Source organism: Stenotrophomonas sp. GW821-FHT02D01, assembly GCF_059421765.1.
The window spans coordinates 308935-335140 of record NZ_JBWKVP010000004.1 but is presented as its reverse complement, the minus strand read 5'-3'; the positions used below and the strand labels follow the sequence as shown (position 1 = coordinate 335140).

Below are 26206 nucleotides of genomic sequence, written 5' to 3'. Positions count from 1 at the left end.
CCGCGACCATGGCACGGGCACGCATGGTCGTGGTGGCAGCGATTTCGCTTGCCTATCCGGTGCTGGTCTACCTGGCGATGGGCCGCTTCGAGCCGCGCTGGCTGTCGCTGCTGCTGTTCGCGCTGGCCCTGCTGCGCGCGCTGAGCACCCGCCAGCCCTTGTGGTGGGCCGCCGCCGCCGGCGCGGGCCTGCTGGCCGGGCTGGCCACCGTGCTCAACCAGGCCCTGCCGCTGAAGCTGTACCCGGCGCTGGTGAACGTGGTGATGTTGACGGTGTTCGCCACCAGCCTGCGCTTCGGTCCGCCGCTGGTGGAACGCCTGGCGCGCCTGCAGGAGCCGGACCTGCCACCGTTTGCGGTGGTGTATACCCGCCGCGTCACCCAGGTGTGGTGCGGCTTTTTCGTTCTCAATGGTGGTCTCGCCCTGCTCACCGCGCTGTATGCGTCGGACCGGGTCTGGATGCTCTACAACGGAATGTTGGCGTACGTGATGATGGGATTGTTGTTCGGGGGCGAATGGCTGGTACGGCGTCGGGTCAAGGCAGCGCACGCGCATGGCTGACTGGATTGCCCTGGACCGGCTGCTGATCGCGGCGCAGCCCGGTCGTGACATCGGTATCTGCGATGGCACTGCCCTCGACCATGTCGCCTTCCGCCTGCGCGTACTGGCCTGGCATGACGCTTTCAGCGCTGCCGAAGGTCGTGACTGGGCGCTCTACTTCGATGACACCGTGGCCTTCGCTGCGGCGTTGTTCGGTGCCTGGCATGCCGGCAAGCGGGTGTTCCTGGCCGCCGACAACCTGCCCGCGACATTGCAGGCGCTGCAGTCGCAGGTGAGTGGCTTCGCAGGTGACCTGTCGGCGGATTACCAGCCGTTGCAGGCCACCGACAGCGCCGCCGCCGACGTGGTGCTGCTGCCGTTGGACGAGCGCGCCTGCGAACTGTGCGTGTTCACCTCCGGCAGCACCGGCCAACCCAGCGCGATCAGCAAGCGGCTGGACCAGCTGGCGCGCGAAGTCGATGCGCTGCAGGCTGCCTTCGGCGCCCAGCTCGACGGTACCCAGGTGCATGGCACCGTGTCCCACCAGCATATCTACGGCCTGCTGTTCCGCGTGCTGTGGCCGCTGGCTGCCGGCCGTGCGATCCAGCCCCGACGCTTCTTCCACGAAGACCTGGTGGGCGCGCTGGCCGGTACCGACACGGTGCTGGTGGCGACCCCGGCCCATCTCAAGCGCCTGCCCGAGCAGCTCGACTGGGCCAGCCTGCACGGCCGCCTGCGTGCGGTGTTCTCCTCCGGCGGCCCGCTGCCCGAGGACGCCGCGCGCCAGGTCCGCCAGTGGTTGGGCGTGGCGCCCACCGAGGTTTACGGCAGCAGTGAAACCGGTGGCATCGCCTGGCGCCGCTGGGACACCGATGCACCGCCGTGGCAGCCGTTGCCGGGCGTGCAGTGGCGGATCGAGGAAGACTGCCTGGCGGTGGCCTCGCCGCACCTGGAGACGTTGGACTGGTGGCGCACCCAGGATCGCGTGGAAGCATTGGCCGATGGCCGTTTCCGCCTGCTGGGCCGTGCCGACCGCATCGTCAAGATCGAAGAGCGCCGCGTTTCGCTGGATGCACTGGAGCGCGCGCTGCGCGAGGATCCAGAAGTCGAGGACGTGCGCGTGCTGGTGCTGCAGGGCCAGCGCGAGCAGCTGGCGGCCGTGGTGGTGCCGGCCGATCCGGCGTTGGCACGTGCCGGTGACGGCGCACGGCGTGCGCTGGGGCAGCGGCTCGGTGCGCGGCTGGCGCAGGGCCACGATGCGGTCACCCGGCCGCGGCGCTGGCGCCTGGTCGAATCGCTGCCGATCAATGCCCAGGGCAAGGTCACCCAGGCCGCACTGGTGGCGCTGTTCCAGCCGATGATGCCGGTGCCGGTCTGGGACTGTCGCGACGAGGCGGCGGCCACCCTGCGGATGACGCTGGACCCCGCGCTGCGCGCGTTCCAGGGCCACTTCCCGCAGGCGGCGATCCTGCCCGGCGTCGCCCAGCTGGACTGGGCAGTTCGCTTCGGCCGCCAGGCCTTCGTGCTGCCGGTTGGTTTCCAGCGCATGGATGCAGTGAAGTTCCAGCGCGTGGCCCGCCCCGGCGACGAGCTGACCCTGCACCTGGAGTGGGACACCGGGCGCGGCGTGCTGACGTTCCGCTACACCTCGGTGCATGGCGTGCACGCCAGCGGCAGGGTGGTGTTCGCCGATGCGCATTGAGCCGGCCACCGCTGGCGGCGCGTTCGCGCCGCTGGTGGTCATTCCCGTGTACGACCACGAACACGCCATCGGCGCGGTCGTCGATGGCGTGCAGGCTGCGGGCCTGCCCTGCCTGCTGGTCGACGATGGCTCGCAGCCGTCCTGCGGGCTGGTGCTGCGGGAACTGGCACAGCGAGCGGGTGTCGACCTGCTGCGGCTGGACGTGAACCAGGGCAAGGGCGGTGCGATGCTGGCCGGTTTCGCCGAAGCGCAGCGTCGTGGGTATACCCATGTGCTGCAGATCGATGCCGACGGCCAGCACGACACCGGCGACCTGCCGCGCTTCATCGACGCCGCCCGCGCGCGGCCGGACGCCGTGATCTGCGGCATTCCCGCCTACGATGCCAGTGTGCCGAAGGCGCGCCTGTATGGTCGCTACGCCACCCACATCTGGGTGTGGATCAACACGCTGTCGCTGCACCTGCGCGACACCATGTGTGGATTCCGGGTGTATCCGCTGCCGCCGGTGCTGCGCCTGGCCGGCGAGGAAACCATCGGCCGACGCATGGATTTCGACACCGAAGTGATGGTGCGCCTGTACTGGCGGCAGGTACCGGTCGAACACCTGGCTACGCGGGTGACCTATCCGGCCGACGGCGTTTCGCATTTCGATGTGTGGCGCGACAACGTGCGCATCAGCCGCATGCATACCCGGCTGTTCTTCGGCATGCTCTGGCGCGCGCCGCGCCTGCTGTGGCGCCGCCTGCAGGGGCAGGGCTGAGATGAGTCACGCGCACGACGCCCCGCACTGGGCCGACATCGGCGAGTCCACGTCGGTGGCCGGCGTGCTGTTCCTGTGCTGGGTGCACCGCTGGTTCGGGCGCTGGCCGTTCCACCTCTGCGTGTGGCCGGTCGTGGCCTGCCACTGGCTGGGCAACCGCGTCGGTCGCCAGGCCTCGATGCAGTACCTGCAGCGGCTGCAGGCCCATGCCGGTGCGCTGGGCCATGCGCCCACCCGGCGCGACAGCCTGCGCCACTTCTTCAGCTTCGCCGACACGATGCTGGACAAGATTCTCGGCCTCGGCGGCCGCTATCCGCCCGAGCGAATCCGCCTGCAGCGTGACCTGGTGCTGGGCAGGATCGCGCGCCGCGAAGGCGGCCTCATCCTGACCGCACACATCGGCTGCCTGGAACTGTGCCAGGTGCTGGCCGAGCAGGTGCCGGGCTTCCGCATCACCGTGCTGGTGCATACCGCGCACGCGCAGCGCTTCAACCGGCTGTTGCAGCGGCTGGACCCGCTGGCCGCGGTGGAGCTGGTGCAGGTTACCGAGATGGGCCCGGCCACGGCGATGATGCTGGCCGACAAGGTCGCCTCGGGTGGCTTCGTCGCCATCGTCGGTGACCGCGTGCCGGTGCAGGGCGGGCGCAGCGTGATGGCTGATTTCCTCGGCCACCGCGCGCCGTTCCCGATCGGCGCCTATGTGCTGGCGGCCGCGCTCGGCTGCCCGGTCTACACGATGTCGTGCCTGCACCAGGGCGACGGCTATCGGGTGGCATTCGAACAGTTCGCCGACCGCGTGGTGCTGCCGCGCGGTTCACGCGATGCCGCACTGGCCGAACAGGCGCAGCGCTTCGCGCGCTGGCTGGAACTCCAAGTCATCCAGTCCCCGCTGGACTGGTTCAATTTCTTCCCCTTCTGGGATCAGGCTCCTCATGACGATTGACGCCGTACCCGTGTGCCGTTTCGGCGATGCACCGCTGACCATCGAAGACGTGGTCGCCCTGGCCCAGCGCAAGTGCGAGGCCGCGCTGAGCGATGTGCCGGCGTTCCGCGCACATATCCAGCGTGGTGCCGACTTCCTCGACCGCCTGCTGCGCGAGGATGGCGTCATCTATGGCGTGACCACCGGCTACGGCGATTCGTGCACGGTGAACATTCCGCCGGCACTGGTCGCCGAGCTGCCGCACCACCTGTACACCTACCATGGCTGCGGCCTGGGCCGTTACCTGGACCCGGCCGAGACCCGCGCCGTGCTGGCCGCGCGCCTGGCCTCGCTGGTGCGCGGCATGTCCGGCGTCAGCGTGCCGTTGCTGGAAGGCCTGGCCACGCTGCTGCAGCACGATGTGCTGCCGTTGATTCCGGCCGAAGGCTCGGTGGGCGCCAGTGGCGACCTGACCCCGCTGTCGTACGTGGCGGCCGTGCTGTGCGGCGAACGCGAGGTGCTGCACGACGGCCGCGTACAGCCGGCTGCCGACGTGCTGGCGAAGATCGGCATGACCCCGCTGAAGCTGCGGCCGAAGGAAGGCCTGGCGATCATGAACGGCACGGCGGTGATGACCGGCCTGGCCTGCCTGGCCTGGCAGCGCGCCGATTACCTGGCGCGCATGGCCACGCGCCTGACCGCGTTCAACGTGCTGTCCAGCGACGGCAACGCGCATCACTTCGATGAAACCCTGTTCGCCGCCAAGCCGCACCCGGGGCAGTCGCGCATTGCCGCACGCCTGCGCAGCGACCTGCACAGCGAGCGCCCGCCGCGCAACGAGCAGCGCCTGCAGGACCGCTACTCGCTGCGCTGCGCGCCGCACGTGATCGGCGTGCTGGAAGACACCCTGCCGTTCCTGCGCCAGCTGATCGAAACCGAACTGAACAGCGCCAACGACAATCCGCTGATCGATGCCGACGGCGAGCGCATCCTGCACGGTGGCCACTTCTACGGCGGGCACATCGCGCTGGCGATGGACACGCTGAAGAATACGGTTGCCAACATCGCCGACCTGCTCGACCGGCAGCTGGCGCTGGTGGTCGACGCCCGCTACAACCACGGCCTGCCGGCCAACCTGTCGGCGGCCACCGGCCCGCGCGCGGCGATCAACCATGGCCTGAAGGCGCTGCAGATCAGCGTTTCCGCATGGACGGCCGAGGCCCTGAAGCAGACCATGCCGGCCTCGGTGTTCTCGCGGTCCACCGAATGCCACAACCAGGACAAGGTCAGCATGGGCACCATCGCCGCGCGCGACTGCCTGCGCGTGATCGAGCTGACTGAGCAGGTGGTGGCGGCCATGCTGATCGCTGCCCGCCAGGGCCTGGCGCTGCGCGAACGGGTTGGCATGAACGCGCAGCTGCATGGCAGTCTGGCCGACATGTACGCCGACCTGGGGCAGCGCATCGCCCTGGTCGAAGAAGACCGCGCGCTGGATCGCGAACTGCGGGAACTGCTGGTGGAGATCCGCGCGCAACGCTGGGAGCTGTATGTCGGTGAATGAAGGTAACGAACTGGTCGGCGAGGTCGAGCTGGCCCCTGCTTTCCATGACTGCGATCCGATGAACGTGGTCTGGCATGGCAACTACTTCAAGTACTTCGAGATCGCGCGCTGCGCGTTGCTGAAGCGCTACGACTACGACTATCCGCAGATGCTCGAATCGGGCTACCTGTGGCCGGTGGTCGACGCCCGGGTGAAGTACGTGCGGCCGCTGCTGTTCGGCCAGGCGCTGCGCGTGCGCTCGCGCATCGTCGAGTGGGAGAACCGGCTGAAAATCGAATACGAGATCCTCGATGCGGAAAGCGGCCAGGTGCTGACCCGCGCAATGACCATCCAGGTCGCGGTCGACGCGGCCAGCAAGGAAATGCTGTACCAGTGCCCGCCGGTGCTGTGGCAGCGTCTTGGAGTGCCTGCCCCGTGAACCGATCCCTTCGTCTTACGCGCGTGCTGCTGTGCGCGCTGCTGCTGGTGGCCGCACCGCTGGTGCAGGCGGCCGATGCCGCCGTCGATGCCATCACCCAGGCCGTCGCCCGACCGGACGTGCTGCGTGGTCAGTTCACCCAGGAAAAGCAGGTCAGCGGTTTCAAGAACCCGCTGCGTTCGCAGGGCCAGTTCGTGGTCGCGCGCAAGCACGGCGTGATCTGGTCCACGCTCAAGCCGTTCCCGTCGGAGGTGGTGGTCACTGCCGACCGCATCCTCAGCCGCCAGCGCGATGGCAGCACCCGCGTCGAACTGGACGCGCGCCAGCAGCCGGCGATGCGCTCGGTCAATGCGATCATGTTCGCGTTGATGAGCGGTGACGTGCAGGCACTGTCCAGCCAGTTCAACGTCGAGGCCACCCGTGAAGGGCAGGGCTGGCGCCTGAAGCTGACGCCGAAGTCGGCGATGCTGGCCAAGGCCTTCCAGTCGCTGACGTTGCAGGGCGACCGTTACGTGCGCCAGGTCGAGATCATCGAAGCCAACCAGGATCGCACCCGCATCCAGTTCACTGCGCTGAGCGAAGCGCCGGCCACGTTGAACGCCGACGAGGCGCGCCGCTTTGAGTGACAGCGCCGCACCGGATCGCCTGCGCCGCTGGTGGCACTGGCTGGGCATCGCCTGGCTGCTGCTGTTGCTGGTGCTGGGTGCGCAGCAGTGGCGACTGTGGAGCCAGGAGTCGCGGATCGACACCGACATCCTCGCCCTGCTGCCGCAGGACGCGCACGACCGCCTGCTCAGCGACGTCACCCGGCGCATCGCCGATGGCAGCTCGCGGCAGGTGGTGGTGCTGCTCGGCAGTACCGACGGTGCCGCTGCCAAGCGCGCGCAGGCCGCGTTCGCCGCGGCGATGGCCAGTGATGCCGACAGCGCGCTGCTGGTGCCCAGTGGTTCGATCGAAGGCTGGTTCGATGAGGCGCGTGCGTTCTACGCACCGTACCGCGATCGCCTGCTGACCCCGGCCCAGCGCGAGCAGTTGCAGCAGGCCGAACCCGGTGCGTTGGCCGAACAGGCACTCGGCGCGCTGTACGGCCCGATGGGCGCGCCGCGGTTGACGGAGTGGCGGCAGGATCCGCTGTCGCTGTGGCCGCAGTGGTGGCAGCAGCAGGCCCAGGGCTCCGGCCTGCGCCTGGGCGATGACGGCCTGCTCGAGGCCGAAGGCAAGCACTGGGCGGCGCTGCAGTTCGATACGCCGGGCTCGGCCTTCAGGCTCGATGGCGAGCGTCATCTCGATGGCCTGCTCGAACGCGCCGGACAGGCGGCCAAGGCCGCTGCGCCGGATCTGGAGATCCTGCATGCCGGCGTGCCGTTGCATGCCGAAGCGGCTGCCGTGCAGGCCAACCAGGAGATCAACACCATCGGCTGGGGCTCGCTGGCGGCGGTGCTGCTGCTGGTGTGGCTGGCGTTCCGCTCGCTGCGGCCGATCCTGCTGGTTGCCGCCTCGCTGCTGATCGGTTGTGGCGTGGCGCTGGCGGTGACCGTGCTGGTGTTCGACAAGGTGCATGTGCTGACCCTGGTGTTCGGTGCCTCGCTGGTTGGCGTGGCCGAGGACTACGGCATCCACTGGTTCGCTTCGCGCCAGGCCGAGCCGGCCGACCGTCGCTGGAAGCTGCTGCGGCATCTGCTGCCGGGCCTGTGGCTGGCGCTGCTGACCAGTGCGCTGGCGTACCTGGCGTTGGGCCTGGCACCGTTCCCCGGCCTGCGGCAGATGGCGCTGTTCTCGGTGGTGGGGCTGGCCGCTGCCTTCCTCACGGTGATCTTCTGGTTCCCGTGGCTGGACGGTGGCGAGATCCGTACCACCCGCTTCGCGCAGTGGCTGGGCAATACGCTGGAGCGTTTCCCGCGCCTGCACGGGCGTCGCCCGGTGGCGATCTTCCTCGGCGTGGCCGCGCTGGTGTCGGCCATCGGCATCGCCCGCCTGCAGAGCAACGACGACCTGCGCAGCCTGCAGTCGTCGCCGCCGGCGCTGATGGCCCAGCAGATCCGCCTCAGCCAGTTGCTGGGCATGCCCAGCCCGGCGCAGTTCTACCTGGTGCAGGGCAGCGATGCCGCACAACTGCTGCAGCGCGAAGAAGCGCTGACCACGCGCCTGCGTGAACTGACCCACGACAAGCGCATCGGCGGTTACCGCGCAATCAGTGACTGGTTGCCATCGCCCGCACGGCAGCAGGCCGATGCGGCGCTGACCGCCAGGGTGGAACCCGGCGTGCTGGCCGCCGTGGGCGAAGCGGTGGGCGAGCCGCTGCAGCGCCCCGCATTCGCAGCGGCGCCGCTGAGCGCCGAGGCCTTCCTCGCCTCGCCGGCGTCGCAGCCGTTCCGCCACCTGTGGGTCGGCAACGTGGGCGGGCAGATGATCAGCGTGGTAATGGTCGATGACCTGTCGCGTGCCGATGCACTGGCCACCCTGCGCGGTGCTGCCGAAGGCCTGGACGGCGTGCGCTGGGTCGACCGTACGGCCGATTTCTCGCAGCTGCTGGGCCACTACCGCAAGCTGATGGGCGGCCTGCTGCTGGTCGGCATCGTGCTGGTGTTCGGCGCCCTGTGGCTGCGCTACCGGCGCCAGGCCTGGCGCGTATTCGCACCGACCCTGGTGGCCGGCGCGCTCACCCTTGGATTGCTCGGCCTGTTCGGCCAGCCGCTGCAGCTGTTCAACGTGCTGGCACTGATGCTGCTGCTGGGCATGGGCATCGACTACGGCATCTTCCTGATCGAGCACCGCGGCGATGCCAGTGCCTGGCTGGCGGTATGCGTGGGTGCGGCCAGCACCTGGCTGTCGTTCGGCCTGCTGGGTCTTTCGCAGACGCCGGCGTTGCGTGCGTTCGGGCTCACCCTGCTGTTCGGCATCGGCCTGGTGTGGCTGATCTCGCCGCTGTTCCGGCCGCCACCGCATGACGCTCCGCCGGCCTGACCGGGCACGCTTCATTCCGATTCCTCCGCTTTTCCACCTGATCGAGCAACAAGGACGCACCGATGACTACTGCTGTGGATGCCGCTGATTCTTCCCGCCACGAAGACGTGGAACGTACCGAGATCCTGATCATCGGCGCCGGCCCGGCCGGTTCGGTGGCCGCGGCGATGCTGCGCCAGCAGGGCCGCAAGGTGCTGATGCTGGAGCGCCAGCAGTTCCCGCGCTTCTCCATCGGCGAGAGCCTGCTGCCGCAGAGCATGGAATACATCGAAGCGGCGGGCCTGCTGCAGGACGTGGTCGAGGCAGGCTTCCAGTACAAGAACGGCGCGGCCTTCGTGCACGGGAAAGCGCGCACCGCGTTCGACTTCAGGAAGAAGTTCTCACCGGGCTGGGGCACCACCTACCAGGTGCAGCGCGCCGACTTCGACAACGTGCTGGCGCGCGGCGCCGAGCGCATGGGCGCGACCCTGCGCTTCGGCGACGAAGTGCTGTCCGTCGAGCCGGGCGAGCAGCCGCTGGTGAGCGTGCGCCGCCCCGATGGCAGCGAGTACCGCATCGAAGCCGATTTCATCCTCGACGCCTCTGGCTTCGCGCGCCTGCTGCCACGCCTGCTGGACCTGGAATCACCGTCCAACTTCCCGGTGCGGGGCGCGATCTTCTGCCACGTGCGCGACAACATCCCGGCCGAAGCGGAATTCGACCGCAACAAGATCCTGATCACCACCCATCCCGAGCACATCGACGTCTGGTACTGGACGATTCCGTTCTCCAACGGCTGCTGCTCGCTGGGCGTGGTCGCCGAGCCATCGTTCTTCGAGCGCTACGAAGGCGACGACCTGCAGAAGCTGCAGGCCATCGTCGGCGAGGATCCGAACCTGACCTCGCTGCTGGCCAATGCCGAATGGGCGGTGCTGCCAGTGCGCCGCATCACCGGCTATTCGGCCAATGTCAGCTCGCTGTGGGGCCCGGGCTATGCGCTGCTGGGCAACGCCGGTGAGTTCCTCGACCCGGTGTTCTCCTCCGGCGTCACCATCGCGTTCAAGTCGGCGCAGCTGGCCAGCGAATGCCTCAAGCGCCGTTACGCGGGCGAGACCGTGGACTGGGAAAGCGAATTCTCGATTCCGCTGCGTGCCGGTGTGAAAACCTTCCGCCGCTTCGTCGAAAGCTGGTACCAGGGCGGCTTCCAGAAGATCATCTACCACCCCGACCAGCAGCCGCAGGTACGCGACATGATCAGCTCCATCCTGGCCGGCTACGCCTGGGACACCAACAATCCGTATGTGGCCGACGACAGTGGCCGTCGCATGCGCGTGCTGGAGGAACTGTGCAGCGCCTGATCGTCCGCCTCTCCGCGGTCCTGCTGTGCCTGCTGCTGGCCGCCTGTGCCAGCCGCATGCCGCGGCCGCTGGTCGACCTGCCGCCGCTGCGGCTGGCACCGTCCAGCCTGCCGGCGCCGTTGGCCCTGCAGCAGCAACTGCACTTCCGCTTCGGCAGCCACGAGCGTGATCTGGATGCGCTGCTGGAAGCCGATGCGCAGCAGGTGCGGCTGGCCGTGCAGGCGATGGGCCAGACCGGCGTGCGCCTGCAGTGGGACGGCCAGCAGCTGACCCAGCAGCGTGCACCGTGGCTGCCGCCACAGGTACGTGCCGAACGCGTACTGGATGACCTGCAGTTCGCGCTGTGGCCGACGGACGCCATTGCCGCCGCGCTGCCGGCCGGCTGGCAGGTGAGCGACGACGGCCGCCAGCGCAGCCTGTCCCGCGACGGCACCGTGTGGCTGCAGCTGCAGCGCCTGGGCGATGGCAGCGTGCAGCTGGACAACCGCGCCGAGGGCTACACCCTGCGCATCGAATCGATCGACATGGCCGGCCAGGAATGAAGAGCGCTCCCATTTTCCTGAACGACCTCGGCGTGGTCTGCGCGTTGGGCGAGGGCCGCGCCGCGGTGGCTGCCGCGCTGTTTGCCGATGCGCCCGGCGGCCTGAGCGACAACGCCAGCCTGCTGCCAGGTCGCACCCTCGCGCTGGGCGAAGTGCACAGCCCGCTGCCGACGCTGGAAGAACTGCCGGTGTCCCTGCGTGGCCGCAACAATGCTCTGCTGGACGTGGCACTGGCGCAGATCGCGCCGGCCGTTGCCGATGCCATCAACCGTTACGGCGCCGAGCGTGTGGCGGTGGTGCTGGGCACCAGTACCTCGGGCATCGGTGAATCCGAACAGGCGCTGCGTACCCGCGCCGAACACGGCCATTGGCCTGAAGGGTTCGACTACGCACAGCAGGAAATGGGCACCGCCGCGCAGTTCGTGCGTGAGCGCAGCGGTGCGCTGGGCCCGGCCTGGACGCTGTCCACGGCCTGTTCGTCCAGCGCCAAGGCGTTGATGTCGGCCGCGCGCATGCTGCGTTCGGGCATCGTCGATGCGGTCATCGCCGGTGGTGCCGATTCCCTGTGCCGGTTCACCGTCGCCGGGTTCAGCGCGCTGGAATCGGTCTCCGCAGTGCGCTGCAATCCGTTCTCGCAGCATCGCTGCGGGATCAACATCGGCGAGGGCGCCGCGCTGTTCCTGCTGACCCGCGATGCAGGCCCGGTCAGCCTGGCGGGGTGGGGTGAGTCGGCCGACGCGCACCATATGTCGGCACCGGACCCGCAGGGTCTGGGTGCCATCGATGCCCTGCAGCAGGCGTTGCAGCGTGCTGGCTGGGCACCTTCGGAAGTGGATTACGTGAACCTGCATGGCACCGCGACAGGCCACAACGACGCCATGGAAAGCCTCGCCGTGGCGCAGGTGCTGGGCACCGCCGTGCCGGCCAGTTCGACCAAGCCACTGACCGGCCACACGCTGGGTGCGTCCGGTGCGATCGAAGCGGCGCTGTGCTGGATCCTGCTGGCCGAGAATCCGCAGCAGCAGCTGCCGCCGCACTGGTGGGACGGCGTGGCCGATCCGGCGCTGCCGGCGTTGCCGCTGGTAGCCCCGGCGACCTTCCTGCAGCAGCTGCCGCGGCGGGTGCTGAGCAATTCGTTCGCCTTCGGCGGCAGCAATGCCGTGCTGGCACTGGAGCGCCGATGAACATGCCGCTGTATGCCATCGAAGAGGTGGTGCCGCACCGCCAGGACATGTGCCTGCTGGACCGCATCCTGCGCTGGGACCAGGACGGCATCGAGGCGGAACTGGTGGTGCCCGAGGCCGGCCTGTTCATCGAAGACGGTGCGGTCCCGGCATGGGTCGGCATCGAATACATGGCCCAGGCCATCGCTGCCTGGGCCGGCTGCCGCGCACGCACGGCCGGCAACCCGCCGCAGCTGGGCTTCCTGCTTGGCAGCCGGCGCTATACCAGCACGCGCAGCAGTTTCCCCAGTGGCACCCGCCTGCAGGTACAGGCGCGTTGCGAGCTGTTGGGCGACAATGGATTAGGGATGTTCGCCTGCCGCATCCTGGCAGGCGAAGAAGAATGGGCGGTTGCCAACGTGTCGGTGTTCGAACCGGCCGACTCGATGGCCTATCTGGAGAGTGGACAGGCATGACAGGGAATCCAAGCGTGCTGGTGACCGGCGCGAGCCGGGGCATCGGCCGGGCCATTGCGCTGCGTATCGCGCGCGATGGCTTCGACGTGGTGGTGCATTGCCGCAGCCGTGTGGAAGAAGCACAGGCGGTGGCCGACGAGATCCAGGCGCTGGGCCGGCAGGCGCGCGTGCTGGCCTTCGACGTGGCCGACCGTGCTGCCGCGCGTGCTGCGCTGGAGGCCGACGTGGAGGCACATGGCGCCTATTACGGCGTGGTGTGCAATGCCGGCATCGCCCGTGACGGCGCGTTCCCGGCATTGTCCGAGGACGACTGGGACCAGGTGATCCACACCAACCTGGACGGTTTCTACAACGTGCTGCATCCGCTGATCATGCCGATGGTGCGGCGGCGCAAGCCGGGCCGCATCGTCACCCTGTCCTCGGTGTCCGGCGTGGCCGGCAACCGTGGCCAGGTCAATTACAGTGCGGCCAAGGCCGGCATCATCGGTGCCAGCAAGGCATTGGCGCTGGAACTGGCCAGCCGCCAGATCACCGTCAACTGCGTGGCCCCGGGCCTGATCGAGACCGACATGCTCAACGAAGAAGTGGTCGAACACGCATTGAAGCTGATCCCGGCCGGCCGCGTCGGCCGTCCCGAGGAAGTGGCGGCCACGGTCGCGTTCCTGCTGTCTGAGCCGGCCGGCTACATCACCCGCCAGGTGATCTCGGTCAACGGAGGGATGATCTGATGGCCGCCGATCGTCGCGTGGTGGTCACCGGTGCTGCCGCCATCAGTCCGCTTGGCCACGACTGGCCGACCATCCAGGCCCATCTGCGCAGCTGCCGCAATGCGGTGCGTTCGATGCCGGAATGGGATGTGTATGCGGGCCTGAACACCAAGCTTGCCGCGCCGGCGCAGGACTACGAGCTGCCGCCGAACTACAACCGCAAGACCACCCGCTCGATGGGCAAGGTGGCGATCATGTCGGTGCGCGCCACCGAGGTCGCCCTGCGTGAGGCGGGCCTGTTCGAGCACCCGGTGCTGCGCAGTGGCCGTACCGGCGTGGCCTATGGCTCGTCGTCGGGCAGCCACGAAGCCACCGGCGAATTCGGCCGCATGCTGCATGAGTTCACCACCGACGGCATCAGCGCCACCACCTACCTGAAGATGATGAGCCACACCGCGCCGGTCAACATCGGTGTGTTCTTCGGCTTGTCCGGGCGTGTCTACACCACTTCCAGCGCCTGTACGTCGGGCAGCCAGGGCGTGGGCGCCGGCTATGAAGCGATCCGCAGCGGCAAGCAGACGGTGATGGTGGCCGGTGGTGCCGAACAGCTCGACGCCACGGCTGCGGCGGTGTTCGACACCCTGTTTGCCACCAGCACGCGCAACGATGCACCGCACACCACCCCGCGTCCGTTCGATGCAGGCCGCGACGGCCTGGTGCTGGGCGAGGGCGCCTGCACGTTGATCCTGGAGGATCTGGAACACGCGCAGGCACGCGGCGCGACCATCCTCGCCGAGATCGTCGGTTACGGCACCAACAGCGACGGCCAGCACGTCACCCAGCCCAGCGCCGATACCATGGCCCAGGCCATGCGCCTGGCGCTGGAAGACGCCGGTCTGCAGCCGGCGCAGATCGACTACGTGAACGCCCATGGCACCGCCACCGACCACGGCGACATCGCCGAGACCCAGGCCACCGCCCAAGTGTTCGGCAGCCGCGTGCCGATCAGCTCGTTGAAGAGCTACGTCGGCCACATGCTGGGCGGTTGCGGCGCGTTCGAAGCCTGGATGAGCATCGAGATGATGCGCGCCGGCTGGTTCGCGCCCACCCTGAACCTGGTCGAGGTGGACCCGCGTTGCGGCCAGCTCGACTTCATCACCGGGCAAGGCCGCGAGTTGCAGGCCGAGTATGTGATGAGCAACAACTTCGCCTTCGGCGGCATCAACACCTCGCTGGTGTTCCGCCGCTGGAGCGCGTGACCCCGCCGTACCCGCACCCCAACAAGGAGACGTTCCGATGCGCCGCACCCTGCTGATCGCCACTGCCACCGCGCTGCTGGCCCTGACTTCCACCGCTTCGGCGCGCGATACCCGCGTCGAACAGTCCCTGCGCGAGCTGATCAGTTCGCAGGCCGCCAAAGATGCCGGCATCGACGGCAGCGTGCGCTTCTACCTGGCCGGCCAGCCGGTCAGCGTGCAGCAGCGCCTGGGCGAAGACGTGACCAACAAGAAGACCAACGCCGCCAACAAGAGCGACGTCGAGGCCTGCAACTGGGTCGCGCTGTCGGCACTGCTGGCCCTGCAGGACGGTGCCAAGTCGCGCGGCGCCAACGCCGTGGTCGACATCGTCAGCTACTACAAGAAGAACGAGTTCAAGAGCGCGACCAACTACGAGTGCTGGGCCGGCACCTTCGTCGCCGGCGTGGCCCTGAAGGGCACCTACGCCAAGGTCAAGTAAGCGCTGCCGACCAGTGGCGCAGCCTGAACGGCGCCGCCACATTGCTGAACCTCAACGGGGAAACGCCGTCGATCGCGCCGCCATCGTCGCGTGACGGCTTTCCCCGGTGTCGGCTTTCCGACACAATCACGGCTCTTCCCGGGTTATCGTCCCGTGGACATGCACGCCTACGTCTATAAAAGCCAACTCAAGCCGGACACCTACGTCTATCTCGCCCGACGCGATGACTTCAGCGCTTTGCCTGCGCCGCTGTCGGCGTCGTTGGGTTCGCTCGTCTTCGTGCTGGACGTGACCCTGGACGCGGAGCGCCGGCTGGCCCAGGCCGACCCGGCCAAGGTGCGCAGCGAACTGACCGAGCGCGGGTTCTACCTGCAGGTGCCGCCGTCGGTGAGCAGCATGATGCTGCGCCACTATGACTGAGCTTTCCCGATCCCGCGCCCTGTCGCTGGCCTTCACCCTGGGTGCCTTGCTGGCACTGGGTTCGGCGCTGGGCGGCCTGCCCGGTGCGGTGCTGGCGGCACTGGCACAACCGGCGTTCGCATTGGGAATCTCGTGGTGGCGGCGCAGCCGTGCGCTGCTGCCGCCGAAGGTGATCGTCCGCCAGGACCTGCCGGCGCTGCTGGCACTGTGGATCGCCGCGCCGTTGCTGCTGGCCCTGTTGCTGGCCTGGCCGCTGGCCGCGCTGCGCGACAGCGGTAGCCTGGCTGCGGTGCTGGGTCTGAGCGTGCTGGTCAGCGCTGGCCTGCTGGCGGCTTGGCGCACCTGGCCGCTGTGGAATGATGTCGAGCGTCTCGACGGTGGCCTGGCCCAGCATTGGCAGGCGCTGGCCGGCCGCGACCTCAGCGCCTGGCGTGGCCTTGGCGTGGCCGCACTGGTGATGGCCCTGGCCGCACTGGTGGTACTGCCGACCTGGCCGGGCCTGTTGCCGGAAAGCGCGCGTTGGCCGTCGGCACTGGCGGTGCTGCTGCTGTCGCCGCTGCTGCACCTGCTGCTGCAGCGCATCGCACCGGCGCCGCTGGTCTCGCTGCGCGGCCCGGTTGGCGCTGAACTGCCGGTCGATCGCGAAACGCTGTTCAGCACTGCGGTGGACACCACGCCGCTGGAAGCATTGGCGCCGCAGGAGCTGACCCCGGCCCTGTACGAAGCCGCACGCCACGGCCGCATCGACCGCGCGCTGCAGTTGCTGCAGGCCGGCGCCGATCCGTATTCATTGCCTGACCCGAACTGGCGCGACCAGCGCAGCCTGGCTGTACTGGCCGCGGTATTGCCGGACCTGCGCCTGCTGCGCGAGCTGATCGGCCGCGGCGTCGATGTGAACGCGCCGCACCGCGGCATGACCCCGCTGCTGGCCGCGACCCGCGACAGCTGGCATGGGCGTCCGGAAGCGGTGATGACCCTGCTGGCCAACGGTGCCGATTCGCGCGCCACCGACAGCGAGGGCAACACGCCCCTGCACCACGCCGCACGCAGTTCCGACCCGGGCGTGGCCGCGCTGCTGCGTGATGCGGCGGCTGAAGTCGACGCACTGAACCGTGATGGCTGGTCGCCCTTGGCGGTGGCCTGCCAGGTCGGCAACTGGCGCTTGGCGCGCTTCCTGCTGGAGCGTGGCGCGCGCAGTGAACCGGTTGACGGCACCCCGGTGCTGCTGGCCGCGGCCGCCACCGAGGACGACGATCCGGCCGGCGTGCAGCTGCTGCTCAAGCACAAGGCACGTGCCGACGCGCGCGACCGCCAGCGCCGCAGCGCGCTGCATGAAGCCGCACTGGCCGGCCACGTGGACATCATCGGCGTGCTGCTGTCCGCCGGTGCCAACCTGGAAGCGCGCGATGCGCTGGGCCGCACGCCGTGGCTGGAAGCCGCACGCGCCGGCCGCGCTGCCGTGGTCGAGCACCTGCTGCCGCACAAACCCGACCTGGTTGCGGTCGACACCGATGGCCGCAACGCGGTGCTGCTGGCCACGATGGCCGAGGACGTTTCGCCGCTGTTGATCAAGCGCCTGCTGGAACTGGGGATCGCCGCCGACGGCAGCGATCCGGCCGGCCGGCGCGCGGTGGACTACGCCGCCGAAGCCGGTCGCTGGGCGATCGTGGCCCTGCTGGACCCGTCCTACCCGCTGCCCGCCGCCGTCAGCGATGGCCTGGCCGAGCGCGGTGAGACGGCCAGCGCCAGCGGCCTGTTGCCCGACCGTCCGCCGTTGACCCTGCTGCGCGAGGCGCTGGGGTTCGGCAATACCGATGGCATGGCCGCACTGGCCAGGCTGTGCCAGCCCGAAGAACTGGGTGGCCTGCTGCTCGATCCGGAGCTGGCGCTGGAGCCGCGTGCGGTCGACTGGCTGCTCGCCCATGGTGCCGATCCGTACGTGCGCGACGCCTGCGCAGATACGCCGATGTTCGCGCTGCTTTCGCGTGGCATCGATGCCGTGCCAGCCCTGCAGGTGATGCTGCAGCACGGCCTGTCGCCGGCCGGGCGCGGTGGCTTGGCGCGTTTCCTGGCCGCCTGTGCGCAGCACGACCAGGCGGCGCGTGGGCTTGAGCAGCTGGCGCTGGAACTGCTGGAGCGGGGCGCCGATCCGTTTGCCGCCTCGCCGGCCGGTGATCCGCCGTTGTCGCTGGCGGTGCGCCTGGGCTGGCTGCGCCTGCAGCAGGCCCTGCTCACCACCGGCGTGGACCGCGAAGCACGCGACAGCCATGGCATGACCGCGCTGCATCTGGCCACCGCACTGGCGCGCGAAAGCGCCTTGAAGCTGCTGGTGCAGCACGGCGCCTCGCCGGAAGCGCGTGCTGCCGATGGGCAGACACCGCTGGGCGTGGCGTTGTCGATCGGTCGTCGTGATCTGGCTGATTGGCTGGACTGGCGCGTCTGGCCGCTGCCGCGCCGGACCCTGCGCGAAGGCGATCTGCCGGCCGCCGCGATGGCCGGTGATGTCGACGCCGTGCGTCGTTTGAATGATCTGGGCTTTGCCATCGACGCCGTCGATGCGCAGGGCTGCACCGCGCTGCTGCGTGCTGCCGGCGGTGGCCACCTTGCCGTGGTTGACCTGCTGCTGGCGCGCGGCGCTGATCCGCAGCATGCCGCTGCCAGTGGTGCCACGCCGTTGTCAGCGGCGGTCAGCATGCGCCAGGTCGAGATCGTGTCGGCCCTGCTCGACGCCGGTGCGCAGCTCGAACACCGCCTGCCAGGCGGGGTCACCGTACTGATGCTGGCCTCGGCGCTGGGCCTGCCGGACATCGTGGCGCGCCTGCTCACCGCCGGTGCCGATGTGCACGCCGGCGATGCCCAGCAGCTGGCGCCGCTGCACTGCGCAGCCCTGTATGGCTTCAGTGCGCGCGACCGTTCGCGCCTGCTGGCGCTGCTCGATACCCTGCTGCTGGCTGGTGCAGAGCCGGACCAGGCCGCCGCCGGTGCGGTCACGCCGTTGCTGCTGCTGCTGGGCGCGCGCGCCGAACCAGGCACCGCCTGCGACGAGCAGGTGGTGATGGCCGCCGTCGAGCGCCTGCTGGATGAGGACGTCAGCCTGGACGTGCGCGATCCGCGCGGCTTCGGCCCGCTGCACCTGGCCGCCCTGCACGGGTTGCCGCTGCTGGTGCAGCGCCTGCTGCGCGCCGGTGCCGACCCGGAAGCGCGCGATGGCTTGAACCGCAGCCCGCGCGAGATCGCGGTGATGCGCGGCTTCATCGACGTCGCCGCCGAGTTCGAGCCGCGCGTGCCGGGTGTATCGTCGATGGCCAGGTTCCTGCGCGACAACGGCTGAAGGTCCTTCCATTGGGTGGGTGCCGACCGTTGGTCGGCACACCGGCCCGCTGTCAGCGCTCCTTGTCGCCGTCGCTTTCCGCGTCCGCTTCGAACAGGTGCATCAGGTCGTTGCGGGCATCGCGCGAGGTCTGGATCACGGCGGCCTCGTCGTCGTAGACCAGGTACTGGTCGCGCAGCAGCTTCTCGTCGTGTTCGCGGAACTGCTGCACATGGCGCTCGGCCACGTTCGGTGCCACGCCCAGCGCGGTCAGCACGCGCCCGCTCATTTCCAGGCTGGTACCGAACACTTCGCGGAACGGTTCGGCCGACATGTCCATCAACCGCCAGGCATGCTGGCGGTTGCGCGCACGCGCCAGCACCGTCGCGTCCGGGTACAGGCGGCGCACCATGCGCACCGCACGCAGGTTGGTTTCCGGGTCGTCCACGGTGATCACGAACACGTCGATGTGCTCGCCACCGGCGGCGCGCAGCATCTCCGGCCGGGTCGGATCGCCGTAGTACAGCTGGTTGCCGAAGCGGCGCAGGTCGGCCACCGTGTCCGGGTTCGCCTCCAGTGCCACGAACGGCACCTTCTGCGCGGTGAGCAGGCGCGCGATCACCTGGCCGAAGCGGCCCATGCCGGCAATCAGCACCTTCGGGCGATTGTCCGGCGCCACCTTGTCGGCCTCCGCCGCCTGGCGGGGCGCGACCTTCTCCTCGCCAAGCAGGCGCATCAGGGCGATCATCAGCAACGGGGTGATCGCCATCGACAGGCCGACGATCGCCACCAGCCGGTCATGGTTGGCATTGCCCAGCAGATGCGCACGCTGGGCTTCGTTGAACACCACGAAGGCGAATTCGCCGCCCAGCCACAACACGCTGCCCAGCAGCAACGACTGCCGCGAGCTGAGTCTGGCGATGCGGCCGATGGCGTACAGCAGGCTGAACTTCACCACCAGCAGGATAGCCACGCCCGCAGCGATCATCCACGGTTCGGCGGCGATGCGGTCCAGGTCGATGCCCATGCCCACGGCAATGAAGAACAGGCCCAGCAGCAGGCCCTTGAACGGCTCGATCTGCGATTCCAGCTCGTGCCGGAATTCCGAATCGGACAGCAGCACGCCGGCCAGGAACGCCCCCAGGCTGGGGCTCAGGCCGGCTTCCTGCATGAACCAGGCGGTGCCCAGCACCACCAGCAGCGCGGTGGCGGTGAATACTTCCGGGCTGCGGGTGCGGGCGATGATGCCGAACACCCGGCGTAGCACCGGCCGCCCGCACAGGATCACCACCGCCAGCGCGCCCAGCGCGACGGCCGCATCTTCCCAGCGCAACGTCTCGTTCTTGACCCCGCCCAGCAGCGGAATCGCGGCCAGCAGCGGAATGGCGATCAGGTCCTGGAACAGCAGGATGGCAAACCCCAGCCGGCCATGGTCGCTGTTGATCGCCTTGTGTTCGGACAGCAGCTGCAGGCCGACAGCAGTCGACGACAGCGCCAGCGCCACGCCCACCACCAGCGCGCTCTTCCACTGGAAGTGATCGAGCAGCAGCAGGCCGCCCAGCACCAGCCCGGACAACGCCACCTGCGCCGCGCCCGCACCGAACACCGATCGCCGCATCACCTTCAGCCGGGCCGGGGACAGCTCCAGCCCGATCACGAACAGCAGCATGACCACGCCGATCTCGGCCGCGCCGAGGATGCGGTCGGCGTCCTGTACGAAGCCCAGACCGTCCGGCCCCAGCACCACGCCGGCCGCCAGGTAGCCCAGCACCGCGCCGAAGCCGAACTTCTTGAACACCGGCACCGCGATCACCGCGGCCAGCAGCAGCACCAGTGCCAGTTCCAGACCACCGCTATGCATGGGAATACCTGGTCATCGGAAGGCCGGCTGTGCGTCCGTTCGGCGGGGAGGGGAAGCGCGGCGGATGCCACCTGGTCATTATGCGCGCGCCGCTGTGTACGCACGAGAACGGCAGCGGGCCCATTGTCCGGTCAGCGTGGCGGGTTGACCTGCACCGACCGCAGGTCCAGACTGCCCGCCGCTGCCGGCGTGTCCGTCAGTACACCCCTCCGGAGTCCCCAACCCATGTCCAGCGACAGTAGAAGTCGACCTCGGTCGACGCCAGCGATGGCCACCGCCTGACACCGGGACGGTTTGCCTGCGTTGGCGTTGCGCGAGGTCGCACCCCATGAAGGCGAATCACCATGAACCAGAAGCAATTGCTGCGTCCGGTGGCCGATGCCGCAGCATTGTCGGCACCGCTGGCGAACTACAACACCGCCGACGCGGTGGAATTCCTCAACACGCTCGAACTGGAGCGCGCCGCCGAGACGCTGGCCGCGCTGTCGTTGCCACGTGCAGTGAAGATGCTCGAGGCGCCGGAGCTGCACCGCAGTGGCGAACTGGTTGCCGCACTGCCGCCGGCACGCGCCGCCGCGCTGCTGGGGTTGATGGCCGACGACCGTGCCACCGACATCGTCCACGAGCTGGATGAAGAAGAACGTGCGCGGCTGATTCCGCTGCTGGGCAACGAAGCCCGGCAGACCATCCAGAAGCTGCTGAGCTACCCGCCGAACACCGCCGGCGCGCTGATGACCACCGAGTTCGTCGCCGTGCCCGCCACCTGGACCGTGGCCCAGACCCTGCAGCACATCCGCCAGGTCGAACGCACGCGCGAGACCGTGTATGCGATCTACGTGCTCGACCCGGCCAACCAGCAGCTGCAGCAGGTGGTGACCATGCGCCGGCTGATCACCGGCCTGCCGGAGGAATCGATCCTGGACGTGGCCCAGGTCAATCCGCCGGTGATGGTGGATGCGCAGATGGACCAGGAAGACGTGGCGCGGCTGATCCGCCGCCACGATCTGCTGGCCATCCCGGTGGTGGACGCGCAGCAGCACATGCTCGGCATCGTCACCGTCGATGACATCCTCGATGCGCTGATCGAAGAGTCCACCGAAGACGCGCACAAGTTCGGCGGCATGGAAGCGCTGGACAAGCCGTACATGCAGATCGGTTTCTTCGAGATGCTGCGCAAGCGCGCTGGCTGGCTGAGCGTGCTGTTCGTGGGCGAGATGCTGACTGCCAGCGCGATGCAGCACTACGAGGACGAACTGGCGCGCGCGGTGGTGCTGACCCTGTTCATTCCCTTGATCATGAGCTCGGGCGGCAACTCCGGTTCGCAGGCGACCTCGCTGCTGATCCGCAGCCTGGCGCTGCGCGAACTGCGCCTGCGCGATTGGTGGAAGGTGGCACTGCGCGAAGTGCCCACCGGCATGGTGCTCGGCGCCATCCTCGGTTGCCTGGCCATCGTACGCATCGTGATCTGGCAGCTCGGTGGCTTCCATGACTACGGCGAGCACTGGATCCTGCTGGCGATCACCATCGGTGCCGCGCTGGTGGGCATCGTCACGTTCGGTTCGCTGTCCGGGTCGATGCTGCCCTTCATCCTCAAGCGGCTGGGCTTCGATCCGGCCAGCGCCTCGGCCCCGTTCGTGGCCACCCTGGTGGATGTGACCGGCCTGGTCATCTACTTCAGCATCGCCGCGATGATCCTGCACGGGACGCTGCTGTAACGGCGGCGTCATCCACGCATGGCGTGGATCTACTGGTCCTGGCGGCCGTGGTAGATCCACGCCATGCGTGGATGCGATGCCAGGATCCTGCGCCGATCATGCCGCCGCAGCGCCGGTCCGTGTAACGTAGGCACATGAGTACCTACCACCTGCAGTCCGTGTTCCGTCCGCAGTCGGTCGCGGTGATCGGCGGCAGCCCGCGTGAGCGCTCGGCGGGCCGCGCAGTGATGCGCAACCTGCGCGGCACCGGCTTCCCCGGCAAAGTGGCATGGATCAACCCGCGCCATGCGGAGATCGATGGCATCCGCACGGTGAAGCGGCTGAAGGACCTGGACTGGGTGCCGGAACTGGTGGTGATCACCGCGCCGGCCGCCATCGTGCCGCAGGTGGTACGTACCGCTGCCGAACGTGGCGTGCAGGCCGCGATCATCCTCACCGCGCATCTGGGAGAAGGCCCGGGCTCGCCGTGGGCACAGGTGGAGGCCGCCGCGCGCGCGCATGGCCTGCGCATCCTTGGCCCGCACTGCCTGGGCGTGATCGCGCCACATGCACGGCTCAATGCCAGCATCGCCGCGCATTTCCCGCAGGCCGGCGACCTCGCGCTGATCTCCGAATCCTCGGCGATTGCCGCCGCCCTGGTGGAATGGGGCGTGGCGCGCTCGGTGGGGTTCTCCGCCGTGGTTTCGCTGGGCGACACCATGGACGTGGACTTCGGCGATCTGCTGGATTACTTCGCCACCGACTACCGTACCCGCGCCATCCTGCTCTATGTCGAGCAGATCAAGGACGCCCGCAAATTCATGTCGGCCGCACGCGCCGCTGCGCGTGCCAAACCCGTGGTGGTGGTGAAGTCCGGGCGCGCCGAACGGGTACAGCCGGGCAGCGCCGATACCCACGTGCAGGCACTGGCGCGCGCCGATGATGTGTACGGCGCGGCATTCAACCGTGCCGGCCTGCTGCGGGTGAGCGCGCTGGACGAACTGTTCACCGCAGCCGAGTCGCTGGGCCGGCTTGGCACCTTCCCCGGTCGTCGCTTGGCCATCCTCAGCAACGGCGGTGGCGTCGGCCACCTGGCGGTGGACCAGCTGATCGCCCTGCAGGGCACGCTGGCGCAACTGTCCGACAGCACCGTGCAGAAGCTGGATGCGGTACTGCCGCAGGGCTGGACGCGCAGCAACCCGGTCGACATCGTGGTCGACGCCGATGGTGATCGCTATGCCACTGCCATCGAAGCGTTGCTGGCCGACAGCGAGAACGATGCGGTGCTGGTGGTCAACGTGCCTACCGCGTTCACCTCGTCGGCCGATGCGGCGCAGGCGCTGACCCGCACGCTCGGCCTGCGCCCGCGCCATCACCGCGACAAGCCGGTATTCGCGGTGTGGCTGGGCAACGACGACCAGGCCACCGCCACCCTCAATGCCGCACGCGTGCCGACCTATCCCACCGAAGCGGAGGCCGTGCGCGGCTTCCAGCATCTGGTGCGTTACCGGGAGGCACAGAGTGCGTTGATGGAAACGCCGCCGAGCCTGCCGCAGGATTTCAGCGTGGATACCGCGCGTGCGCGCGCGCTGGTCGAAGCCGCGCTGGCCAATGGCCAGGGCTGGCTGGACCCGTTGGCCACCCATGAACTGCTGAAGGCCTACGGCATCCCCTCTGCACCGGTGATGCATGCGCGCGATGCGCACGAGGCGATGGACCTGGCGCAACCCTTGCTGGAGCGTGGTGCGACGGTCGCGCTGAAGATCCTGTCGCCCGATATTCCGCACAAATCCGAAGTGGATGGCGTGCGCCTGAATCTGGCGACGCTGCCGGCGGTGCAGAGTGCGGCCAAGGCGATCCTTGCCCGTGCACGCCAGCTGCGGCCGGACGCGCGCATCGACGGCCTGCTGGTGCAACCGACCATCGTCCGCCCGAAGGCGCGCGAGATCATCGTCGGCATCGCCGACGACGCCACGTTTGGACCGGTGATCGTGGTCGGGCGCGGTGGCACGGCGGTGGAAGTGATCAACGACAAGGCGCTGGCGCTGCCGCCGCTTGACCTGCGCCTGGCCCACGAGCTGATCGGCCAGACGCGGGCCTCGCGTATCCTCAAGGCCTATGGCGATGTGCCCGCCGCCGATGAGCGTGCACTGGCACTGGCGCTGGTAAAACTGGCGCAGCTGGCGGCGGACATTCCCGAAGTGCGCACGCTGGACATCAATCCACTGCTGGTGGACAGCAAAGGCATCCTCGCGCTGGACGCGCGCGTTGCCGTTGCGCCGTCGCGCATCCTGCACAAGGGCCGTGGCCATCCACGCTTCGCCGTGTTCCCGTATCCGAAGGAGTGGGAGCGCACCATCGAGCTGTCCGACGGCGGTCGCGCGTTCGTGCGCCCGGTGCGGCCGGAAGATGACGCGCTGTTCCGCGCGTTCTTCGCGCGCGTCAGTGATGAGGATCTGCGGCTGCGCTTCTTCCAGTCGGTGAAGCATTTCAGCCACGAGTTCATCGCCCGCCTGACCCAGCTGGACTACGCGCGCTCGATCGCATTGGTGGCGCTCGAACCGCGCAGCGGCGAGATGCTCGGCGCGGTGCGACTGCATGCCGATGCGGATTACCACCGTGGCGAGTACGGCATCCTGATCCGTTCGGATCTGAAGGGCCACGGCATCGGCTGGCGCCTGATGGCGATCATGATCGAGTACGCCAAGTGGCTGGGCCTGGATGTGGTGGAAGGCCAGGTGCTGCGCGAGAACAGCACCATGCTGGCGATGTGCCAGAGCCTGGGCTTCAAGACCCGGCTGGACCCGGACGACCCGACGGTGATGATGGTGACGTTGCCGGTGCAGCAGGTGGAAGTGCCCGACGTCCCGCCGGTGGCGTGACCGTGACGGTAGCGCCGGGCCATGCCCGGCGGAACATCGGATTCAACGCAGCGGCTCGACCACCACCGCCGTGCCATAGCACAGCACTTCGGTCAGGCCGGTCATCACATCGGTGGCGTCGTAGCGCATGCCGATCACCGCGTTGGCCCCCAGCTGCCGCGCATGCTTGACCATGTCGCGATAGGTTTCCTCGCGCGCCTGCTCGCACAACTCGGTGTAGATGGTGATGTTGCCGCCGAAGATCGTCTGGATGCCGCCAAGGAAGTTGCCCACGATCGAGTGCGAGCGCACGGTGATGCCGCGTACCACGCCCAGGTTGCGCGCGATGCGGTAGCCGGGCAGCTCGAAGGCGGTGGTCACCATCGAATCCTCGAAGCGCGCTGCGGACGTGGTCGGGGCACCGCTGTTGTAGGGGTCGGCCATGGGTGTCTGGTCGTGTTGTGGGTTTGAAGACGCCACAATACCCGCATGACCGACCGCATTCCCCTGCTCCTCCTCCCGGGTCTGCTCAACGACGCCGAACTCTGGCGCGCGCAGCTGGCCGACCTGGCCGATATCGCCGACTGCACCGTGGGCGACCAGACCCACGGCGAGACCCTGCAGGCCGTTGCCGAGGAGGTACTGGCGCAGGCGCCGGAGCGGTTTGCGCTGGCCGGTTTCTCACTGGGCGGCTTTGTCGCCCAGCAGATCCTGCGCACCGCGCCGGAGCGTGTGCTGCAGCTGGCCCTGATCGACACCTCGATCCATGCCGACTCCCCGGAACGTGCCGAACAGCGCCGCAGCCAGCGCGCCAGCGTGCGCCTGCCCGGTAAATTCCACGGCTTTGGTGACGCGCTGATGCGCAGCTATATCGACGCCTCGCGGCTGGACGACTACGTGCTGGTGCAGCGCGTGCGTGACATGACCGCACGGCTGGGTGCGGAGGTGTTCCTGCGCCAGAGCGCGCTGGAGCGCAGTGATGGCCACGATGTGCTGGCCGGCTACCGCGATCCGCTGCTGATTGTCTGTGGGGCGAACGACCGCATCACGCCGTTGGCGGTGAGCGAGGAGATGCACGCGCTGGTGCCGCATTCGCAGCTGGTGGTGGTGCCCGATTGCGGGCACCTGGCACCGATGGAGAAGCCGGACGAGGTGAGTGCGGCAATGCGCGGATGGTTGTTGCAGAACGAGGGGTGAACCCACGGCTCTGGCAGGTGCCGACCTTGGTCGGC

The 26206-nt window shown here is 68.7% G+C and carries 22 protein-coding genes; 20 read left to right on the top strand and 2 right to left on the bottom strand.

Features of this window, described 5'->3' with window-relative positions; all coding sequences use genetic code 11:
- Positions 1 to 8: 8 nt before the first annotated feature.
- The 17 genes from AC07UW_RS11210 (at position 9) to AC07UW_RS11130 (ending at position 18579) form a co-directional block, all read left to right on the top strand.
- On the top strand, positions 9 to 560 hold the full coding sequence (locus tag AC07UW_RS11210) for a COG4648 family protein (RefSeq protein WP_032976935.1): 552 nt from the start codon (positions 9 to 11) through the stop codon (positions 558 to 560).
- Positions 553 to 2241, top strand: a complete 1689-nt coding sequence (locus AC07UW_RS11205; protein ID WP_495212066.1) for an ApeI family dehydratase — start codon at positions 553 to 555, stop codon at positions 2239 to 2241. The genes AC07UW_RS11210 and AC07UW_RS11205 overlap by 8 nt, the downstream gene beginning before the upstream one ends.
- On the top strand, positions 2231 to 3001 hold the full coding sequence (locus tag AC07UW_RS11200) for a glycosyltransferase family 2 protein (RefSeq protein ID WP_336022562.1): 771 nt from the start codon (positions 2231 to 2233) through the stop codon (positions 2999 to 3001). Before AC07UW_RS11205 ends, AC07UW_RS11200 begins: the two co-directional genes overlap by 11 nt.
- A gap of 1 nt (position 3002) precedes the next feature.
- Positions 3003 to 3944, top strand: coding sequence for a lysophospholipid acyltransferase family protein (locus AC07UW_RS11195; RefSeq protein WP_025878007.1), 942 nt, complete (start codon positions 3003 to 3005; stop codon positions 3942 to 3944).
- Positions 3934 to 5484 (top strand): HAL/PAL/TAL family ammonia-lyase, encoded by a 1551-nt coding sequence (locus AC07UW_RS11190; RefSeq protein WP_025878005.1) that lies wholly within the window; start codon positions 3934 to 3936, stop codon positions 5482 to 5484. Before AC07UW_RS11195 ends, AC07UW_RS11190 begins: the two co-directional genes overlap by 11 nt.
- Positions 5471 to 5902: an acyl-CoA thioesterase gene (locus AC07UW_RS11185; RefSeq protein WP_025878003.1), complete on the top strand. Its 432-nt coding sequence runs from the start codon at positions 5471 to 5473 to the stop codon at positions 5900 to 5902. Before AC07UW_RS11190 ends, AC07UW_RS11185 begins: the two co-directional genes overlap by 14 nt.
- Positions 5899 to 6528 carry an outer membrane lipoprotein carrier protein LolA gene (locus tag AC07UW_RS11180; protein WP_049466720.1) on the top strand — a complete coding sequence of 210 codons (630 nt, stop codon included), beginning with the start codon at positions 5899 to 5901 and terminating at the stop codon, positions 6526 to 6528. Before AC07UW_RS11185 ends, AC07UW_RS11180 begins: the two co-directional genes overlap by 4 nt.
- Positions 6521 to 8866, top strand: a complete 2346-nt coding sequence (locus AC07UW_RS11175) for an MMPL family transporter (protein WP_088101872.1) — start codon at positions 6521 to 6523, stop codon at positions 8864 to 8866. Before AC07UW_RS11180 ends, AC07UW_RS11175 begins: the two co-directional genes overlap by 8 nt.
- Positions 8867 to 8928: 62 nt before the next feature.
- Positions 8929 to 10203 carry an NAD(P)/FAD-dependent oxidoreductase gene (locus tag AC07UW_RS11170; RefSeq protein ID WP_032976809.1) on the top strand — a complete coding sequence of 425 codons (1275 nt, stop codon included), beginning with the start codon at positions 8929 to 8931 and terminating at the stop codon, positions 10201 to 10203.
- Complete coding sequence (locus tag AC07UW_RS11165; RefSeq protein WP_033832520.1) at positions 10191 to 10745, top strand: DUF3261 domain-containing protein; 555 nt, start codon at positions 10191 to 10193, stop codon at positions 10743 to 10745. Before AC07UW_RS11170 ends, AC07UW_RS11165 begins: the two co-directional genes overlap by 13 nt.
- A complete protein-coding gene (locus AC07UW_RS11160) occupies positions 10742 to 11929 on the top strand; it encodes a beta-ketoacyl-[acyl-carrier-protein] synthase family protein (protein ID WP_080149578.1) in 1188 nt (395 codons plus the stop codon). The genes AC07UW_RS11165 and AC07UW_RS11160 overlap by 4 nt, the downstream gene beginning before the upstream one ends.
- Positions 11926 to 12384 carry a hotdog family protein gene (locus AC07UW_RS11155; protein ID WP_025877993.1) on the top strand — a complete coding sequence of 153 codons (459 nt, stop codon included), beginning with the start codon at positions 11926 to 11928 and terminating at the stop codon, positions 12382 to 12384. The genes AC07UW_RS11160 and AC07UW_RS11155 overlap by 4 nt, the downstream gene beginning before the upstream one ends.
- Positions 12381 to 13112 (top strand): 3-ketoacyl-ACP reductase FabG2, encoded by a 732-nt coding sequence (locus tag AC07UW_RS11150; protein WP_025877991.1) that lies wholly within the window; start codon positions 12381 to 12383, stop codon positions 13110 to 13112. The genes AC07UW_RS11155 and AC07UW_RS11150 overlap by 4 nt, the downstream gene beginning before the upstream one ends.
- Positions 13112 to 14350 carry a beta-ketoacyl-ACP synthase gene (locus AC07UW_RS11145; protein WP_025877989.1) on the top strand — a complete coding sequence of 413 codons (1239 nt, stop codon included), beginning with the start codon at positions 13112 to 13114 and terminating at the stop codon, positions 14348 to 14350. Before AC07UW_RS11150 ends, AC07UW_RS11145 begins: the two co-directional genes overlap by 1 nt.
- A 37-nt stretch (positions 14351 to 14387) precedes the next feature.
- On the top strand, positions 14388 to 14828 hold the full coding sequence (locus AC07UW_RS11140) for a hypothetical protein (RefSeq protein ID WP_025877987.1): 441 nt from the start codon (positions 14388 to 14390) through the stop codon (positions 14826 to 14828).
- Between the two features lie 159 nt (positions 14829 to 14987).
- A complete protein-coding gene (locus tag AC07UW_RS11135; RefSeq protein ID WP_032976812.1) occupies positions 14988 to 15248 on the top strand; it encodes a YcgL domain-containing protein in 261 nt (86 codons plus the stop codon).
- Positions 15241 to 18579, top strand: coding sequence for an ankyrin repeat domain-containing protein (locus AC07UW_RS11130; RefSeq protein WP_495212065.1), 3339 nt, complete (start codon positions 15241 to 15243; stop codon positions 18577 to 18579). Before AC07UW_RS11135 ends, AC07UW_RS11130 begins: the two co-directional genes overlap by 8 nt.
- A gap of 52 nt (positions 18580 to 18631) precedes the next feature.
- Here the strand turns inward: AC07UW_RS11130 and AC07UW_RS11125 are convergent, their stop codons facing one another.
- Complete coding sequence (locus AC07UW_RS11125; RefSeq protein WP_032976814.1) at positions 18632 to 20419, bottom strand: monovalent cation:proton antiporter-2 (CPA2) family protein; 1788 nt, start codon at positions 20417 to 20419, stop codon at positions 18632 to 18634.
- Between the two features lie 344 nt (positions 20420 to 20763).
- On the opposite strand from AC07UW_RS11125, the gene mgtE reads away from it, so the two are divergent.
- Together mgtE and AC07UW_RS11115 are read left to right on the top strand one after the other, a co-directional pair.
- On the top strand, positions 20764 to 22134 hold the full coding sequence (mgtE, locus tag AC07UW_RS11120) for a magnesium transporter (protein ID WP_093819494.1): 1371 nt from the start codon (positions 20764 to 20766) through the stop codon (positions 22132 to 22134).
- A 134-nt stretch (positions 22135 to 22268) separates the two neighbouring features.
- The gene (locus tag AC07UW_RS11115; RefSeq protein ID WP_099844117.1) at positions 22269 to 24995 is read left to right on the top strand and encodes a bifunctional acetate--CoA ligase family protein/GNAT family N-acetyltransferase; all 2727 of its coding nucleotides are present in this window, start codon (positions 22269 to 22271) and stop codon (positions 24993 to 24995) included.
- Positions 24996 to 25037: 42 nt separating this feature from the next.
- On the opposite strand, the gene AC07UW_RS11110 is transcribed toward AC07UW_RS11115, so the two are convergent.
- Entirely contained in the window at positions 25038 to 25418 is a 381-nt protein-coding gene (locus AC07UW_RS11110; protein WP_495212064.1) for a YbjQ family protein, read from the bottom strand.
- Positions 25419 to 25463: 45 nt separating this feature from the next.
- On the opposite strand from AC07UW_RS11110, the gene AC07UW_RS11105 reads away from it, so the two are divergent.
- Positions 25464 to 26171: an alpha/beta fold hydrolase gene (locus tag AC07UW_RS11105; RefSeq protein WP_495212063.1), complete on the top strand. Its 708-nt coding sequence runs from the start codon at positions 25464 to 25466 to the stop codon at positions 26169 to 26171.
- Positions 26172 to 26206: the final 35 nt, after the last annotated feature.